The sequence below is a fragment of the Dyadobacter beijingensis DSM 21582 genome, assembly GCF_000382205.1.
GTDB classification, from domain to species: domain Bacteria; phylum Bacteroidota; class Bacteroidia; order Cytophagales; family Spirosomataceae; genus Dyadobacter; species Dyadobacter beijingensis.
Window position 1 is genome coordinate 357,213 of the sequence record NZ_KB907787.1, and the last position, 17,612, is coordinate 374,824.

12 protein-coding genes are annotated in these 17,612 nt (G+C 53.3%); all 12 read right to left on the bottom strand.

Features of this window, described 5'->3' with window-relative positions; all coding sequences use genetic code 11:
• Positions 1-48: 48 nt before the first annotated feature.
• The 12 genes from H144_RS0108685 to H144_RS0108740 all read right to left on the bottom strand — a co-directional run bounded on the left by H144_RS0108685 (position 49) and on the right by H144_RS0108740 (position 17,433).
• Positions 49-525 (bottom strand): SRPBCC family protein, encoded by a 477-nt coding sequence (locus H144_RS0108685; RefSeq protein WP_229207869.1) that lies wholly within the window; start codon positions 523-525, stop codon positions 49-51.
• A gap of 7 nt (positions 526-532) precedes the next feature.
• Complete coding sequence (locus H144_RS0108690) at positions 533-859, bottom strand: ArsR/SmtB family transcription factor (protein ID WP_019941671.1); 327 nt, start codon at positions 857-859, stop codon at positions 533-535.
• Positions 860-948: 89 nt separating this feature from the next.
• Entirely contained in the window at positions 949-1,449 is a 501-nt protein-coding gene (locus tag H144_RS0108695) for a DUF4411 family protein (protein ID WP_019941672.1), read from the bottom strand.
• Between the two features lies 1 nt (position 1,450).
• Entirely contained in the window at positions 1,451-2,578 is a 1,128-nt protein-coding gene (locus tag H144_RS0108700) for an ImmA/IrrE family metallo-endopeptidase (protein WP_019941673.1), read from the bottom strand.
• A gap of 182 nt (positions 2,579-2,760) precedes the next feature.
• The gene (locus H144_RS0108705; RefSeq protein WP_019941674.1) at positions 2,761-4,329 is read right to left on the bottom strand and encodes a glycoside hydrolase; all 1,569 of its coding nucleotides are present in this window, start codon (positions 4,327-4,329) and stop codon (positions 2,761-2,763) included.
• 26 nt (positions 4,330-4,355) lie between these two features.
• Entirely contained in the window at positions 4,356-5,513 is a 1,158-nt protein-coding gene (locus tag H144_RS0108710) for an NRAMP family divalent metal transporter (protein WP_019941675.1), read from the bottom strand.
• A 67-nt stretch (positions 5,514-5,580) separates the two neighbouring features.
• Positions 5,581-9,342, bottom strand: coding sequence for a hydantoinase B/oxoprolinase family protein (locus tag H144_RS0108715; protein WP_019941676.1), 3,762 nt, complete (start codon positions 9,340-9,342; stop codon positions 5,581-5,583).
• A gap of 399 nt (positions 9,343-9,741) precedes the next feature.
• Complete coding sequence (locus H144_RS0108720; RefSeq protein WP_019941677.1) at positions 9,742-10,614, bottom strand: AraC family transcriptional regulator; 873 nt, start codon at positions 10,612-10,614, stop codon at positions 9,742-9,744.
• 80 nt (positions 10,615-10,694) lie between these two features.
• Positions 10,695-11,678, bottom strand: a complete 984-nt coding sequence (locus H144_RS0108725; protein ID WP_019941678.1) for an arabinan endo-1,5-alpha-L-arabinosidase — start codon at positions 11,676-11,678, stop codon at positions 10,695-10,697.
• Positions 11,678-12,373, bottom strand: a complete 696-nt coding sequence (locus H144_RS0108730; RefSeq protein ID WP_019941679.1) for a DUF3823 domain-containing protein — start codon at positions 12,371-12,373, stop codon at positions 11,678-11,680. The genes H144_RS0108725 and H144_RS0108730 overlap by 1 nt, the downstream gene beginning before the upstream one ends.
• Positions 12,374-12,384: 11 nt before the next feature.
• Positions 12,385-14,232 (bottom strand): RagB/SusD family nutrient uptake outer membrane protein, encoded by a 1,848-nt coding sequence (locus H144_RS0108735; RefSeq protein ID WP_019941680.1) that lies wholly within the window; start codon positions 14,230-14,232, stop codon positions 12,385-12,387.
• Between the two features lie 9 nt (positions 14,233-14,241).
• On the bottom strand, positions 14,242-17,433 hold the full coding sequence (locus H144_RS0108740) for a SusC/RagA family TonB-linked outer membrane protein (RefSeq protein ID WP_026350523.1): 3,192 nt from the start codon (positions 17,431-17,433) through the stop codon (positions 14,242-14,244).
• Positions 17,434-17,612: the final 179 nt, after the last annotated feature.

The following is a 17,612-nucleotide window of genomic DNA, read 5'->3' on the forward strand; positions in this document are numbered from 1 at the left end:
GCGGAAAATTCCATACAGGGCACTTTTTGTTGATGAAGCAAAACGATATTACTTTTCCAGCAGCTCGTCCAGATTACCAAGTGCCATGGTAAAGCCTTCTTTGAAGCCCATTTCCATGATTTGCTGGATGTCTTCGTATTTATCGTATTGGATCGAAACCGAAACCGTCGTTTTACCGTCGGCCTCCGTGAACGTATTCGTCCAGGTAGAGCGCGCGAAATCCGGGCTCAGGTTTCCCTCCGAATCGCAGAAAGCATCGATTGCCGAGAAGCTTTTCTGAGCATTGATCGTCAAATAGTCCGCTTTCGACCAGTGCTCTTCGCCCTCGGGGCCGACCATGGCGTACAGCCAGGTGCCGCCTTCGCGGAAATCCATCGATTTCGTGCGGGCCTTCCAGGGGCGCGGTGCCCACCATTGATCGAGCAGCTCGCTCTGCGTCCACGCTGCCCAAACTTTCCCCACGGGGGCGGCAAATTCCCGTTCTACATTGACACGGTTATTTTCCTTGTCTACAGAAAAATTCATTACCAGGTTACTGTTCATTGGAATCGGAATTTAGGTTGCTTAAAAGTTGATCTAATTGATTAAAACGGTCTTCCCAGTGTTTTTTGAACTGTGTCAACCAATGGTCTAATTCTTTCATTTTGACCGGATTGAAGTAATAATGGATCTCCCTCCCGACTTTGTTCTGCTTCAAAAGCTCACAATCGGTGAGTACCTTGATGTGCTTCGAAACCGCCTGTCTGGAAGTATCAAAATGTTCTGCCAGCGCATTGGGCGTCATAGACTGCGCAGCGATCAAAACCAATATTGCCCGCCGCGTCGGGTCCGCAATAGCCTGAAATATATCTCCTTTCATACACGATTGAAATATGCAACTTGATGGTTGCAAATATATATGCAACTTTCGAGTTGCGCAAATTTTTTTTGGAAAAAGATTGAGAAATTTTAAAATGTGAGCTTCAATTGCCGAAACATATCGATCGGACGAATGCACTGAATGCTGAAATCCTGACACACGTCTGGAATCTTGATTTTGTTTTTGCGATTGGGATCACTGCGTTCGTACGAGACAATCGTTCGGTTGTGTGAATCGGCAAGGGCATGAGCAATAATGAATGCATCTGCTTCCATAGCATCCAGAAACTCGTTGAGTGCACCGGGTTGATAATGCTCGCTTTTTGATGAGGCCCATGCTATCACTCGGGCGTAAAAATCAATATCCCCGGCTGTATCCCGGAAGAAATAATCGGGCAAATTAGCGCGGCACCAGCCTTCGAGGGCATCGTTTTTATCATAAAGCTCGTCACGCACTTTATCAATACTGACTATTGTCCCGCTTTCGGCAAGCGTCTTTACCTGATTCCAGAAACCAGACGCGACGTCCAGGGGGTAGCTGTCGCGGTGTGCCTGAATGAAAAAATTGCTATCGACAATATAGATGCCCATATCAGAAATGCTTGTCAAAAAATGTTTGAAAAGTGTCTCCTTTGAGGCTCGTGAGTTTGTAGGCGTCCCGGTACAGCAGCTTGCCGGATTTTACGGCATTATTGATGTGCGAGGCGAACGTGATGCTTAAACGTTTTTTAGTAGTTGCATAGAAATCGCCGCCAGAGCTTCTATTCTCCTTTATTTCAATTTCCCGTGAGATGTATTGATTGTAAAATTTGAGGAACTGCTGTCGGTTAATTTTTCCTGTGTCGAGCGCGCGGCGGGCGATGACAATTTCGCTTACCTTAAAATAGCGCGCTGCTTGCGGAATGTTGCTGTAAGTGCGCCATACTTCCTGAAAATGTTTTCCAGGTACCAGAAACTCAGCGGCTATCTGATCGCAAAACCGCTCGATCGCTTCGTCGGAAGGTTGTAGTTCCCGGAAGTCGAAACCGGCACTTTGCCCTAGCCACACATGGGCCAGTTCGTGCGCAAGCGTAAACATCTGGGCCGCTTTTCCGTCCGCATTATTAATGAACATGAAAGGCGCAAGTTTATCGACCAGCACAAATCCCCTGCATTCGTCCACTTCGATCTTCCGATGGGTGTTATTTTCAAAAATTCCATTGAAAACCGTGATAATACCACTGTCTTCAATATGCTCTACCAGATGATCCATCGCGGATGTCCAGTTTGGAAAATTGCTTGCCCAGTTTTCAGCAAGTCGGAGGGTTTGTCTCATATCCGATACAACCTCGGAGACCGCTGAGTCTGCATTGTACTTCCCGACGAAGGAGAGGTCGGAGAATCCGTTATCCCGGAGGTGGCTTTTGAGCCATTCCTGCCGGTGCTGGACTAGTAAAATGGTGTCGTATACATTCAAAGACACTTTTGAGAAAGGGCCTTTTCCAGTGCGGAAAAAGGGGATCGGTAATTTTTCTTTCGGAGGTTCAGGTAAAAACAGGTATCCGAAAGGCAGATGAACTTTTCTGGAAAAATCTTCGAGTTGCTTTACAGTCGGGATTTTCTCTCCCGTAATCCATTTTTCGATATTGGGAACTTTTTCAGCCACATCGCCCAATTTATATCCTGCCCGAGCGATGGCCCAGGGTAGTATTTGACTGTTAAAACTGACTTCCGTTCTCATATGATAAAGTTATGAAAAATGCCCGCCTGTACATACAGAACGATACCTCTTGACGACCCGGGGGCGGCCTTCACCGCAGGCATTTTCAAAGTATGGAATGCAAAGGTAATTCTTCGGTAAGAGGCAAACCAAATTGCTTGAGAAGTGGGACCGACCGGTTATTCATTCATACAAAAGGCGTTCTACTTCTCCAACACCACCGTCACCAGCCCCCGCCCCGGAATCTTCACCCCTTCCTTCAAACCCTTAACCTTCGAACGTCGCATATCGACCCCCTTCTCCCCGGTAGTCAAATAAACATCCGCGCCTTTCACCTTAAACCCATTAACCTCCGGCCTCAAAACCCGTTCTTCATTCCCATAGTTAACAGCTACTAAGACGATCCGTTTTTCATTGGTATAAGCCGAAACCATCAAATCCTGCGCGATTTCAACATCACTGAGTTTGTCGCCGCGTTCTACGTTTAGCCGATGCATTCCCGGCCGGATAAAGCGGCTGTAATGGCCCAGCGCCCAGAGGTTTTTGGTGGCGGTAATGCTGCCATCCACGTATTCGCGCGAAGAGGGAGCGAGCGCGATGAGGTAGTACCGCGTATCGAAATCGGGGTTGCCGGGTTCCCAGCTGTTCCAGAGCTGCCAGGCAGCGGCGTTGCCGTGTACAAGGTCGTCGTGGATGACTTTGGAGAGGAACAGGGCGCAGTCGATGGCCGGGATGCGGCCGGTTTTGCCCTCACGGTAGCCGTCGGCGAGCATGGAGTATTCCGTTTGCCAGAACGTGACGCCGTATCGGGCCGTCGTGTCGGCTGCGTGGCGGCGGATGGCGATGCGGGCGCTGTCGCCCTTGTCGGTGAAGTAGCTGTGGCCGCCTATGAGGGCCGGGAGATTACGGAGGCCGGTTAATGCGAGCCTGCTTTTCGGATCGAAAAAGGCTTGCGTTTGTTGGGTAGCGTTACCTTTTCCCGTGTACAGAAAATCCAGCTGTGCCGCTTCGGTAAGGAGGACTTTCGAGGTCGAGCCGGTGGCGGTCAATGCGCTGTCGAGCGACCGGGCTACGTGGGCGATCTCGTCGTTGCGCCACGGGCTGCCTTCCTGCTTGGCGCCCTGGCCGGGGGCATGGTACCAGTCCCATTGCGGCTCGTTGATGGGGCTGATGTAATCGAAATGCAAACCTTCATCGTCGAAATGCTTCAAAACCGTTGCCAGGAATCGGGCATAGTCGCCGTAATGCTGCGGTTTGAGGTTCGAAATGTAATCTTTGTCCGTCTTATAGCCCCGGCCGTTCTTCGTGAATTGCACCGGAGGTGTGTTCGAGAATGCGATCAGGTTTTCGACGCCGTATTCCTTTGCTTTTTTGGTAAACCATACATAACCCGCCTGTTTCGACCAATCATAAGTACCATCCGGCCTCAGGAAGCATTCGACACGCTTGCGGAAGTCGGTGATGCCGCTGCTATCTCCCTGCTCGGCCGTGCCGCCGCCTATGTTGAAGCGCCAGGCGGAAAGCCCGATACCTTTGGGGTTGCCATTTATGTCGAAATCCTTACTGAAAAGCCATTCGGCCATTTGCTCGCGGTTTTGGGCAGGCCAGTTTTGGACAATGCCTTCGGTAAACCACGCCCCGGCGGCGCCGAAATTGTCGATCTTCTGTACTTTGTTTTTGGTATTGATTTTTATGACGAGTTCGCGCGGTTTCTGGGCGTGAAGCGTATGAATTCCGATGAATGAAAGGGTTAGGAAAAGTATTTTCTTCATGATTAAGTGATTAACATCGTCTATTTTCAGAATATATTAAAACCCATCGACAGCAGAATGAGCACAACGGCCCAGCCCGCGATTTGGAGCATTACCGGATGTTTATAACTGCCCATTAACCGCTGTTTCCGGCTAGCAACAAGCAAAATCGCAAGGGCAACCGGCAGCACAAAGCCATTTAAAGTACCCACAAACACCAGCACTTTCACGGGGCGGCCGATGAGCAGGAAGATCACGGTCGAAATCAGGATAAAAGCAATGGTAATGTAGGATTTATATAGCTCTATCAAAGGGTGAAACGACCGGAGGAACGAAATGGAAGTATATGCCGCACCTACCACCGAGGTAATGGCCGCCGCCCAGATCATCAACCCGAAAAGTTGCCTGCCAAATGTCCCGGTTGCATTTTCGAATACCGAAGCGGCCGGGTTGTCGGGGCTAATGCTCGCCCCGGCCAGGATAATGCCCAGCGTAGCCAGGAAGAGCAGGTAACGTATTAAGGCAGTAATGACGATGCCGGTGGATGCGCCGCGGTTTACTTCTTTCAATGCGTTCTCGCCGCGAACACCGGAATCGAGCAGGCGGTGGGCGCCGGCGAAGGAAATGTACCCGCCCACGGTGCCGCCCACGAGCGTGAGGGTGGCGATAGCGTCGAATTTCTCGGGGAGAAAAGTGTGTTGAATGGCGCTGCCCAAGGGCGGATGGGAAGTGAATGCGACGTACAAAATCAGCGCAATCATTACAAAACCAAGGATTTTGGCAAAACTGTCCATCGCCTTGCCGGCTTCTTTGAACAGGAAAATACCAATGGCTATCGCGGCGCTGACGATGGCACCCGTCTGCACGCCCACGCCCGTCATGGCTTCGATACCCAACCCCGCACCGGCCACATTGCCGATGTTGAATGCGAGCCCGCCCGCTACGATGAGGAATGCGAGCAGGTAGCCGAGACCGGGCAGCAGCTCATTCGCCAGGTCCTGGGCGCGCTTGCCGGAGACGGTGATGATTTGCCAGATGTTGAACTGGACGGCCAGGTCGATCAATATCGATAGCAGAATGACAAAGCCGAAGCTTGTCGCCAGCTTTTCGGTGAAGACGGTCGTTTGGGTCAGGAAGCCAGGGCCCACCGCGGAGGTGGCCATCAGGAATGCGGCGCCTAGCAGGGCGTTTTTGTTTTTTGACATATTTGGGTTGCCACGAAGACACGAATTCACACGAAGTTGCTTTCGTGCATATTCGTAACGTTAAGATCTAAACACCATATCCGCCGCCGCCCGGCGTTTCGATAGTCAATTCATCACCCGCAACCACTTTCAGACTACAAACTCCGGGCAGTTCATTCACTATTCCATTTGAAAGAAGCACATGCCGCCCGCAAGCCCCGTCACTGCCGCCGGCCATTCCATATGGTGCATATCGCCTGTGCTGGCCGAGCAATGTCACTTGCAGTGGCGCCAGAAATTCCAGCTTCCGCACGATGCCATCGCCGCCGCGCCATCGCCCGTTGCCGCCGGAACCCCGGCGAAGGCCGAATTCCAGTAGCCGCACCGGATATTTTCGTTCCAGCTGCTCCGGGTCGGTAATGCGCGTGTTGGTCATGTGCTGGTGCACCGCCGAACGTCCATGAAATCCCTTTCCCGCACCCACGCCGCCGCCGATCGTTTCGTAATAGCCAAACTGCTCGTTGCCGAACAGAAAGTTGTTCATCGTTCCCTGGCTGCAAGCCGCAAGGCCGAATGCTTTGAGCAATGTATCCACCAGCCGCTGGCTCACCTCGGTATTCCCGCCGACCACCGCCGGACATCGCAGCGGATCGTCGGAGAAATGCGGGTGCAGGAAGCTGTTTTCCGGCAGTTTGATCTCCACATCTTGCATTAAGCCGTCATTTAAAGGAATCTCCTTGTCTACCAAAAGCCTCAAAACGTACAAAATAGCACTGTACAGAATGGACATATTGGCATTCAGGTTGTTTGGATGGACGTCGGAGGTGCCTGTAAAATCGAAGATTTGCTTCGTACCGGTTATGGTGATTTTTACGGCTATCCGATGATCATCATCCAGTGATTCGGACGCTTCGAAAACCTGCCCTTCCAGCGGCTGCAATGCATTCCGGAGCTGCGAAACGGCTGTCTGTTTCAGCATAACCATGTATTTGCGTACCGTTTCCAATCCGTGATTTTCCACGAGTTTCAGCAACTGCGCGCTGCCCTTTTTCAGTGCCGACAATGCCGCGATAATGTCGGCTTCGTTGGACAGGAACGACCGGGTAGGGTAGTCGGCTCCCGTGAAGAGCTCCCGCATTGTATCCCATTGAAATTCACCGGATTTTACCAGGTATTGCGGCACGATCACCACCCCTTCTTCGGCGAGGCAGGTGGCGTCGGGCGGCATCGAGCCGGGTGTCTTACCACCGACTTCCGCATGGTGCGCCCGGTTGATCACGTAGCCGACACAGGTTCCGTCCTCCGTAAAAACACCGGAAATCAGCGTGATATCCGGTAAATGCGAGCCGCCGTAGCGCGGGTGGTTGGTGATCACGACATCTCCCGGACCGATCGGCAGGGCTTCGCGTACAAGACGCCCGCAGATGCCCATGCTGCCCAGGTGCACGGGGATATGCTGCGCATTCACAAGCAGCTCGCCGTCCGCATCGAGCAATGCGCACGAGAAATCGAGGCGTTCTTTGACGTTGACGGAAAATGCAGTCCGTTGCAGCTGCACGCCCATTTCGTCGGCAATGGCTTTGAAACGGTTCGTGAAAAGCTGCAATGCTACTTCTTCGCTTTGCTGACCATTATGCGTGCCGGCCGTTTCGGTGCGCCAGGCGACGGCGTCGAGGCCCCGTTGGATCACCAGTTTCCAGCCTTTCGGTAAATAGGTTGTGGAGGTGTTGTTGAGTAAAATCGAAGGTCCGTTCAGCTGGTCGCCGGGTTGGAGGCTGTCCCATTCGAAAACGGGCGTTTCGGGGACGGTTAATTCCTGTAAAAAAAGTTTCCTATGGCCTGCTGGCGTTGCTTGGTGACCATTTTCGATGATTTTTACTGTATCCGCAGCCGGCGCTTTTTCCTGCACTTTCAGCTTAATGCTTTCGAGCTCCACCACCGCATTGGCCGGGTAGTAGCCAAACTGCGCCCGGTAAATTTCCTCGAAGGCAGCCAGCGTCGCCTCGCCCGACCAGGGTATTTCAATGGTATTTTCCTGGCCCGCAAAACGAAGGTACACGTGGCAAAAGACGGTTTCCAAAGCGAGGCTGCCCTGCTCGTGCAGAGCCTCCGCCGCTTGTTTTTCCAACGCATCCCGCCAGGCTGCAACCTGCGCAGAAGCGTCGGTCCAGGGCTGTAAAACCTGTTTCGAGACGATGGTGCTGATCAACGCCTCGCCGATGCCCGCCGCGCTGAAAAGTCCGCCGTCGTAAGGCAGCAGTACTGTGCGCATATCGAGCAGTTCAGCGAGCTGGCACGCGTGCAGGCCGCCGGCGCCGCCGAAAGTGACGAGTGCGAATGCATTCGGGTTAATGCCTTTTTCTACTGAAATCTTGCGGATCGCGTCGGCCATTTTTTCGTTCGCAATGCGTTCCAGGCCGGTGAGGATTTCCCCGTGGCCGAGGTGGTTACCGGTTTGGGATTGAATGCGGTCGCGCAGCTCTTCCAGCCTCGTGATCGCGGCTGCCGGGTCGATGGGAATGCTGAATTTCGATGTTTCCAGCTTGCCGAGCAGCAGATTTACGTCGGTGACGGTCAATGGCCCTCCCGCGCCATAACAAGCCGGCCCGGGTGATGCGCCGGCGCTTTCCGGCCCGACTTGCAATGAAAAACCATCAAACCAGCAAACGGAACCTCCACCCGCCGCCACGGTTTCGATGGCCAGGGTAGGGTTGTAGAATTCGATCCGGTCTATTTCGGTAATGTATTTGAGCTCCGGCTGGCCGTCGATCAATGCCGTATCCGTGCTCGTACCGCCCATATCGAAGGTGATGGCCTTCGGAAAGCCTAGTTTTTGGGCAAAATTGGTGGCGGCTACCATCCCCCCGGCCGGGCCGCTCAGCAAGCTGTCTTTGGCACGGAAGCCGCTCACTTCCGCAAGGCTTCCCGTGCTGGTCATGACTTGCAGGCTACCGTCATTCAGTGAGTTACGAATATTGGTCAGATAATGATCCAGGATAGGATCGAGGTATGCATTCACGACCGCCGTTTGCGTTCTGCGCAGGTAATGCGCGAAGGGGAACAGTTCGGAAGACGTTGAAATATATCGAGTCCCATGCCCGGCAAACCAATCTGCCAGTTGCTTTTCATGGTCCGGGTTCTTGTATGAATGCAAAAGAGAAAGAGCAACTGACTTGTAATCAGCAGGTCCTTCCTGGGGTCTGAAATCAGTGAGGTCCAGTGCTTCAACAACATTCCCGCTTGAATCCAGCCTTTCATCGACTTCCAGCACTTCGCTGTAAAGCAATTTCGGCTCAGGAATATCAAGCTGAAAAAGGGACGGACGTTGCTGATTACCGATATAGAGCAAATCCTTAAAACCCTTTGACACAACGAGCAATGTCTTTGCGCCTTTGCGTTCGAGCAATGCGTTGGTACCTTTCGTTGTGCCCAATCGCATGGCAATCGGCGGAAGCGGTTGATTGATCGGAGTTCCGGTAAGCAGCCGAGCCGCGAGGATAGGCGCTTCTTCACCGGTGGTTATCTCAAAATCGGAAGGTTGGCCGAATGGCAGATCGTCGGCTAACGTAATGGTTTGCTGCTGCCGGTCGATGCTTGCAATGCGGGTAATCGTTTCGTTTCCGTGCAGTTTGAAAGTATAGTTTTTGAAAAGACCGCCATCGAACGGCCAGGATGCTTCGAACCGATACGTGTGAGCGTCCAGTTTCTCTGTCATGCGGCCTCGGAGGCAGCTGGAACTGAGTACTTTGATACGCGTTTTATTTCCCGCAGGATCAATGGCCAGGCAATCGGTAAAAGTCCCGCCGGTATCGATCCAGATTTGCCAGGCGGTTTCGGGTGTGGTTTTCAAAAGAATGGTTTAAGAAGATAGAGAATCAGTCCCCAATTTAGCCATTTCGGGGCATATTGCGGGGTTTGTGTTGCCGTATTAAGATAATAGGGGGGCGTTTGGGAGGTAGGAGGCTCCGACGGAGCCGTGGTAACCGAGGAATGCCAGTGCCACAAACAGAAAGACACGCTGTGGCCTATCGGTTCGGTATTGTTCAGCCGATCAAACTATTCAAAGTCTTTCGTTTTGCAATTTTATGAGTTTGTCCCGCGACGAAATTCCCGGCGGAGGTACGACCGCGGAGCGGTCTCCTGTTGATAGAAGCGAATACAGTGCAAAACATCCGGCCCCAGCGGGGCCACCTGACTATTCCTGACAACTCTTGACTACGCTTGATAACCTCCTGACTATTCCCGACACTCAAATATCCCTGAACCCCTTCTGGTATTCCCCTGGTGACATGCCGGTGGTTTTTTTGAACACCCGGTTGAAGTTCGTCACATGATCGAAGCCGGTTTGATAACAGATGTCGGAAAAGCTGTCGAATTTGCCCGAAAGGATGATTTTACAAGCTTCGTTGATGCGTACCTCGTTAAGGAAACTGACGAATGTTTTGTCCGTATGTTTTTTGAAGTACCGGCAGAATGCCTGGGGCGTGAGGTTGGCGATTTCGGAGATTTCGGCGAGGGAAATGTGGCGTTTGTAGTTCGTGACGAGGTACTGGAAAATTCGGTCCATCCGAATCCCTTCCACTTCGGATATTACCTGTTCGCTGTTGCTCGTCGCAAGCGGTTTCAGATCGCGGGTGGTCGAAAACTGATACAGGAGTTTGATAAATGCCGCCACGCGCTGACTTTCCTTGTACTGGATAATTTCCGACATGATCTTCTGCACCGCCTCCCGCGCCTCTTCCGGGATCTGGAAACCGTTATGGACGCCGTGCACGAACTTTCGGATATTGGCCATTTCCGGCAGGCTCAAGATGTTTTGGGATAAATAGTTGGGATCGAAAAAAATAGAAACCGAATGAATCTGCCTCGGTTCGTCGGGGTTGAAGTATGATTCGTCGTTCTTGAAAATATGCGACTGGTTGGCCCCGATAATGTAAATGTCGCCCGATTCGAACCGCTGCATATAATTCCCCGCGACGAGGATTCCGGACCCTTCCACCACCCATTCGATCTGCACTTCGCGGTGCCGGTGCAAGTGCGGGTAGTAATGCGGTAACTTCTCCTCCTGAACAACAATTGTACTTTCGCGGGAAACGGGAATGGTGAATTGTACGACTTTCATAATATTAAATATACGCAGGAAGGTTGGTTAATGCTTCATGCGGGATCACGTTTTCGATCGATCTTTGCATTTTTCAGGTATCACTTCAAATGGAGGACCGGCCAGGCGTCTTGCCAATCCAACTGTTCCACACGCAGCCTGGACCGTCCTTTGTCTTTCGCATCATACCCATGAAAAATCAGGTAATCCACGCCGTCGAACGTGTAAACCGCATTGTGCCCCACGCCGTGCCAATCCGCATTGCCTTCGAGGAGCAATGTGCCCCCGCCTTGCGTCATGGGTTTGCCGTCGCGGTCGAGGTAGGGGCCGGTCAGTGTTTTGGAGCGCCCTACGCGCATTTTATACGTGCTTTTTTCACCCCGGCAACAATAGTCATAGGAGGCAAAGAGATAGAAATAATCAAATTTTTTGAAAATAAATGGCGCTTCGATGGCCCCGTTACCGGCCGTGGAGTCGCTGCCGGGCCTCGTGCGCGGCACACTCGCGAGGGTAAACCACGTCTGCGGTTGGGCGATATGACGGGCGTCGGGCGCTAGTTTTACCATTTTAATGCCATTCCAAAACGAACCGAATGCCAGCCAGGGCTGCTGTTGCCCGTCGATGATCAGGTTCGGATCGATGGCATTCCACTCGTCGCGGCCGGGGATGGATTCTACCACCGGGCCGTGGTCGGTCCAATGGTAACCGGGGCTTGCGGGGTCAAGCGTTTGGTTGGTGGCCAGGCCGATGGCCGAGCGGTTTTTCCCAAATGTGGAAATGGAATAATACAGATGGTAGAGGCCGTCATAATGCGATATATCCGGCGCCCAGATATGCCCTTTGAAACCGGGAACTGCCTTTACGGCCCATTCGGGCGGGGTGCTGAATACCGGCCTCTCCTTTTTCCAGGTCTGCATATTCTTCGACGACCACACGGCAATGCCGCGGCCGGTTGCAAAAACATAATATACCCCGCCTTCCCGGATTATCACCGGGTCGTGGACGGGGATATTCGTTTGCAAAGAATCCTGGGCGCGCAGCTTGACCGCGCCCAGGATGAGTAGTAAGAAAAAAGTAAGCCTCATTATTTCAGCATAATCTTCTGCGGCATGCCGAACAGCATTTCACCCACGCCGGAAGTTTTTACGCCGATGCGCGCGTAGATGTAGTCGCGTGATGCGTGCGCGGCCGGGATGTTCACGGTCAGCGTTACGGGTTTCGACAGGTCCGTCAGGTTGGCCGCCACCTGCTGTGCATTGGCTACGTTGTTGTTGGGGTCTACGATGGTGGTGGTGCCGATGTACAGGTTCACCCGCTCGATGGTACGGCCCGTTGCCACCTGCTGCACGTCGAACGTGGCCGAAACCTTGCCTTCGCCTTTGGCATAGCGCTCGTTTTTAAAGACGAAATAGGGGATCACCGGCACATCGATCTCTTTCGAGCCGCGCAGCTGCACGTCGATCGAATCGGTATTGTCGGTCCACGGGCCGTTGCCGCGAAGCCTTACCAGCTTATAGTTGCCATCGAAAAGCGACGCCGCAAATGTGCCGTCCTGGTTGATATGTACCGGTATTTTGGTAAAAAGCTGATATCCGTACTGCCACAGTTCGAGCTGCACGCCGTTCGAGCGCACGCCTAACGGCTGGCCTTCGTGCACGACGCGGCCTTTCAGCACCGACTTCGGTTCGGTGCGGTTGTCTTTTTCGCATCCCATCATAGCCGCTCCGACCATAAATGCCAGCACGAGCGCGGGAATGCCTTTGATAATGCTTGTTTTCATCGTTTGGGAAATTAATGGAATGGATTACGGACAATTTTCGGGTTGTTGTCGATCACCGCCTGGGCAATGGACGAGTAGTAGTTGCCCATCTGGAAGAAGCGCGGCGCACGGAAACGGGGCGCTACCAGCTTGTCGAACACATATTTGCCATGGGTGGCGTGGCCTGGGCGCACGACGCGGTAGGGGTATAATGCATAGATCATCGCATCGGGGTTGTTGGCATTACCATTCCAAACCTCGTGCGCAACGCGCCAGCGCATGAGGTCCCACACGCGGTGGTCTTCGAATGCGAGCTCGACGCGGCGCTCGTTTTGGAGCTTTTCGAGGTTCAGCGTTTTCAGGCTGTTGGCGGGGAAGCCCGCACGTTCGCGCAGGGTATTGGTGTATTTCAATGCATCGGCTGTTTCGCCCAGTTCCAGTGCGGCTTCGGCTGCATTCAGGTAAATTTCGCCCAGCCGGAACCGTACCCACCACATATCGCTGCGGATACCGCGTGTGCTCGACATAGCGGTTTGGTCTACGAATTTGCGGAGGTAAAAGCCGGTATTGGATACCTCCGTCTGCGAGCGCTGCGGGCCCGACGAGCCGGTAAGCAGGCCGCCGTCCTCATAGTTGGAACCCAGCGTGTTGGATTCTACGGTTTTGAATGCACTGGTCGCACTGTCCCACACTTTAACACCCGCCTGGATCTGCACTTCGGTACCGCGGAAAGATGTTCCGGGGTAAATGATGGTGCCGTACAAGCGCGCGTCTTTGTTGGCAAAGATGTCCTGCAACTTGTCGTAATACACATAATCCGTATTGCCGGCATTGCGGTTTTTGAGCTCTCCCGAGGTGCCGTCGAGGTATTCGTAATCTTCCACGAGGTTCAGCGACGGGGTAATGGACGAAGACGAAAGGTTATCCTCGCGCACGTTGCGGGCGATGTTGTCGTACGTGAAACCATGCCGCTTGTCTTTGCTTACCAAAAAATCCTGCGCCCATATTACCTCGCGGTTGGCGCTCTTCTTGGTAATGGCCTCGTAGAAATTAACGCCCTTGTCGGGATTGGTTTTATACAGGTCGAAAGCGCCGCTATTGATGATCTCGCGGGAGGCTGCGAGCGATTTGGTATAATAGTCCTTCGCACGCGCCGCCGGAATGCCCACCTCGCCGCCCGGCGTGGAAATCGGGGAGGCCATCAGGTTGTTGTACTTCGCGATGGACGCTGCGTAGAGCATCGCGCGGCTTTTCACGGCCAACGCGGTGTATTTGGTAGCGCGGGTGTTGCTGGTACCATTGCCCAGCAGGTCCTTCACGGCATCCAGCTCGCTCGCGATGAAGTCGTACACTTCTTCCTCCTTGTTCCGGGCCTGCTGCAACGACGACGGGTCACCGCTGAAATCGTAGATGAGCTGCTTCGTCACCAGCGGTACCCCGCCCATGCGCTTCACGTGTTCGAAGTACGTGTAGGCACGCAGGAAGCGGAGCTCGGCATTGAATTGTGCCTTTTGCGCGTCGGAAAGCTTCACGGCGTATTTGTCGATGCTCTCCAGTGCGAGGTTAATGTCGCGGATGAGGCCGTATTCCCACAACCGCCACCGGTCGAACGGGTAGTTGATGATGTTGTTACGGCCGTCGTCGTTGTTGGACCACATGGCCTCGTCGTAAGCGGCAAACTCCGCCCAGCCGGTGGTGAGCGAGGTGTGGGCCGGCAGGCGGTCGTAATAGTTGGCGAGCAGGCCGGTGATCATCTTCGGGTCGTTCCAGACCTGTTCTTCGAGGATAATGTTCTGCGGCTTGCGTTCGAGCCAGTCGTTGCAGCCCGAAAGAAACAGCAGCGAGGCGGAAACGAATATTTTAACGGATATTTTTTTCATGATAAGGCATTAGAAAGTGAGGTTGAAACCTGCATTGAACAAGCGCTGCTGCGGGTACACGAGCGCATTACCCGATGAAATTTCCGGGTCGATCTCGTACTTCTTCACATTGTCGATGGAGAAGAGGTTGGATGCATTCACGTAAATGCGCAATGCCGAAAGGCCGAGTTTTTTGGAAATGTTCTGGTCGAAACTGTAACCGAGCTCGATGTTGCGCAGGCGGATGTAGCGCACGTTGGTGATCCAGTAATCGCTTTTGCGGAAGTTCACATGGCTCGTATTGTCCTTACGGATGGCCGGGTAGGTGCCTGATATCCATTTGCTGTTCGGGTCGAACGGATCTTCGCGGTGCCAGCGGTCTTCGAGCATGAAATGCGGCGAGGTACCATTGTTCTGGTAAGGGATTTTCAGCTCCCAGTTACGCTGGAAGCTTTGCAGCGAAGCACCGGCGAAGTCGAAGAACATCGAGAAGCCTTTGTAGGAAACACTCCCGTTCAATGCAAAGCTCAGGTAAGGGTTCGCGCCTTCCGCATAGCCGATCGGGCGCTCGTCGAGGCCGTTGATAATGCCGTCGCCGTTCACATCCTTGTAAATGAAGTCGCCGGGCAAATGCGAGCGGTTGCCCTGGCCGTCGTTATCGATCGGGTGGCTTTCGATCTGCTCCATCGACTGGAATTGGCCCGTTACCTGGTAACCCCAGTTGATATTGCCCCAGCGGTCCACGAACGAGTCGCGGTACTCATTGTAGGAGTTGCCGAAACGCGGTTTATAAAAATCCAGGTCGCGGCGGCGGGAGAGCGTCGCATTCGCGCTCACGGTGTAATCCACCTGGCCTACATTGCTTTTATAGGTCAATACCCCTTCCAGGCCCCGATGGGTGTCGGAGTTCAGGTTTTCGTTGGGCAAACTGTAACCTACTTCCGAAGGCAGCAGCACGTCGTAACGTGCCGCGGGCAGGCCTTCGCGTTTTCTTTCAAAAATATCGAACTGGCCCGAGAGCTTGCCGTCCATTAACCCGAAGTCGAGACCGAAGTTGGTCGTAATGTTGGTGATCCAGGAAAGCGTTGTGATCGGTAGACCTCTCGGACGCACGCCGATGGTGTAGTTTCCATCGAAAATGGCGCTGCCCTGGAGAAAGTTGTAGCCCGGCAGGTAGCTGAAAGGTGCTACCAGGAACGCGTCGTTGCTCAGGCGGTCGGCGCCGGTGCGGCCGTAGGAAGCCCGTAATTTCAGGCTGCTGAATACATTTTCCAGTTTGCCTTTAAAGAAGTTCTCCTCAGAAATGCGCCATCCGGCCGATACGCCTGGAAAGAAACCGTACCGCTTGCCCGGTGCGTACAGGAACGACCCGTCATAGCGGCCTACGAGTTCAAGCAGGTATTTTTGTTTAAAATCATAATTGATACGGCCCACATAACCGGCCCGTGCCTCGGTGCTCCATTCGTCGATGAGGATATCCTGGTTCGCGAACGACATCAGCGGAATGTAGTTGTTCGGCGGCACGGTGTGCACCACGAGGTAGGTATTCACATTGTCGGAACGCTCGTAGGCGGCCACGGCCGAGATGTCGTGGTTGCCGAATGTCTTTGCATAGCTCAGCTGGATCTGTGCAAACCGGTCCACGATGTTGCGTTTCCGGCGTTCGCGCCAGGGGTTCTGGTTACCGCCGCCGGGCACAACATTGTAGGTATCGTTCTTTTCGTCGTAGGTATAGGCGTCGTACGTGTATTCGAACCCGTCGAAATCGAAGTTGGTAAATGCGTACGAGTACGTTCCCTTCGCTTTCAGGCCGAATTTGAAATCGTATTCCGCGTAAAAGTTACCTTTCACATTCCGCCAGATCTCGTCGATGTAGCCCGTCACGTCGCGCTTGTAAGTCGCCGGGTTGACGTTCACGTTGTGGGTCTGGTTGATATAAGCAGGATTGTCGTTGGCGTAGGGGCGCTCGGTGGGCCACATGGTGAAAATGCTGAGGAACGGGTTGAAATAATCGTCGAGCCCCGGCACGCCGATCTGGAAGCGGTTTTCGATGCGTCCGCTGATCTGTGTGCCCACTTTCAAGCCTTTGGTAAGGCTCGATTCGATGTTGGCCTGGATGTTGGTCCGTTTGAAATTGAAATCGCGGATCAATGCATCCTGGTTCAAATGGCTGATCGAGAGGAAATAGTTCATCTTGTCGCTGCCGCCCTGTACGCTTGCATTGCCGAAATACTGGGGTACGTTCGGGCGCATCACCATGTCGTAGTAATCGTAGCTCTGGTAGCCTTTTTCAGTGCCGACGCGCCATTTTTCCAATTCGGCAGGGGTAATGGACGGCGTCCGGCCCTGGTTCACATCCGACTCCACGAGCCCGCGCATGTGCTGGTAAGCATTGGCCGGTTTGGGGTAGCGGGTGAAATTCTGCAAACCATAATAGCCCGAGAGGCTGATCTTCGTTCCGTCGCCGGCTTTCCCTCTTTTGGTCGTGACCAAAACCACCCCATTGGCAGCACGCAACCCGTAAATGGCCGCCGAAGCATCTTTCAGGATCGAAACGGACTCGATGTCGTTCTGGCCGAGGTTGTTGAAGCTGCCCGCATCGGAAGGCACGCCGTCGATCACGAAAAGCGGCGTACCCATGTTACGGATCTGGATGGTGGTAGCGGCACCGGGGCGGGCATCGGCTTTCCGCGCCGTGATACCCTGCACGCGGCCTACCAACGCGTCGGCCGTTCCGATGGCCGGCGTGCGGATCAGGTCTTTGGCCTGGATGTTGCTCACCGCACCGGTTACCGCTGCCGAAGACTGCGTGCCGTAACCTACCACCACGACTTCCGTAAGCTCTTCGCTGCTGGGCAGCAGGATCACCTGGATGTTCGACTGGTTACCGATCGTGATTTCCTGCGACGTGTAGCCGATGAATGAAAATGAGAGGATCGTAGCCGTTTCGGAGACATTAAGCGAATAAGTACCGTCGGTACCGGTAATGCTGCCGGTAGTGGTGCCTTTCACGACCACGCTTACGCCCGGCAGCGGGTTGTTTTTCTCGTCGACGACCTTCCCCGTGATCGTTTTATCGAGCATTTTCCGGTAGGTAATCGCCGGGCCGACGCGGAGATTTTCGGCCCAAACCTCCTGGGGCGACAGGCATCCTGCCACCAAAAGGGCAAAAAGAGGCCTGCGAAGCCCCAGCGAGGGGTTTCGTCTGTTTTGGTTGTTCATTGTTAACCTGAGTTAGATGTGAGTAGTAGTTACAGCATTGTGGTTATTTATTGTATTTATAATTATTTATTAATATAAATTATTGAATAAATACTATTTAAAAATTAGCAAAAAAATAGCCCTCCCGCGGCCCGTAAGTGGCCCGCAGCTTTTCTGTTTCAGAAATTCAGCTATTCAGA

Coding starts and splice junctions, on each gene's coding strand:
- H144_RS0108685 (WP_229207869.1), bottom strand. CDS start 525: ATGAATTTTTCTGTAGACAAGGAAAATAACCGTGTCAATGTAGAACGG.
- H144_RS0108690 (WP_019941671.1), bottom strand. CDS start 859: ATGAAAGGAGATATATTTCAGGCTATTGCGGACCCGACGCGGCGGGCA.
- H144_RS0108695 (WP_019941672.1), bottom strand. CDS start 1,449: ATGGGCATCTATATTGTCGATAGCAATTTTTTCATTCAGGCACACCGC.
- H144_RS0108700 (WP_019941673.1), bottom strand. CDS start 2,578: ATGAGAACGGAAGTCAGTTTTAACAGTCAAATACTACCCTGGGCCATC.
- H144_RS0108705 (WP_019941674.1), bottom strand. CDS start 4,329: ATGAAGAAAATACTTTTCCTAACCCTTTCATTCATCGGAATTCATACG.
- H144_RS0108710 (WP_019941675.1), bottom strand. CDS start 5,513: ATGTCAAAAAACAAAAACGCCCTGCTAGGCGCCGCATTCCTGATGGCC.
- H144_RS0108720 (WP_019941677.1), bottom strand. CDS start 10,614: ATGAAAGTCGTACAATTCACCATTCCCGTTTCCCGCGAAAGTACAATT.
- H144_RS0108725 (WP_019941678.1), bottom strand. CDS start 11,678: ATGAGGCTTACTTTTTTCTTACTACTCATCCTGGGCGCGGTCAAGCTG.
- H144_RS0108730 (WP_019941679.1), bottom strand. CDS start 12,373: ATGAAAACAAGCATTATCAAAGGCATTCCCGCGCTCGTGCTGGCATTT.
- H144_RS0108735 (WP_019941680.1), bottom strand. CDS start 14,232: ATGAAAAAAATATCCGTTAAAATATTCGTTTCCGCCTCGCTGCTGTTT.
- H144_RS0108740 (WP_026350523.1), bottom strand. CDS start 17,433: ATGAACAACCAAAACAGACGAAACCCCTCGCTGGGGCTTCGCAGGCCT.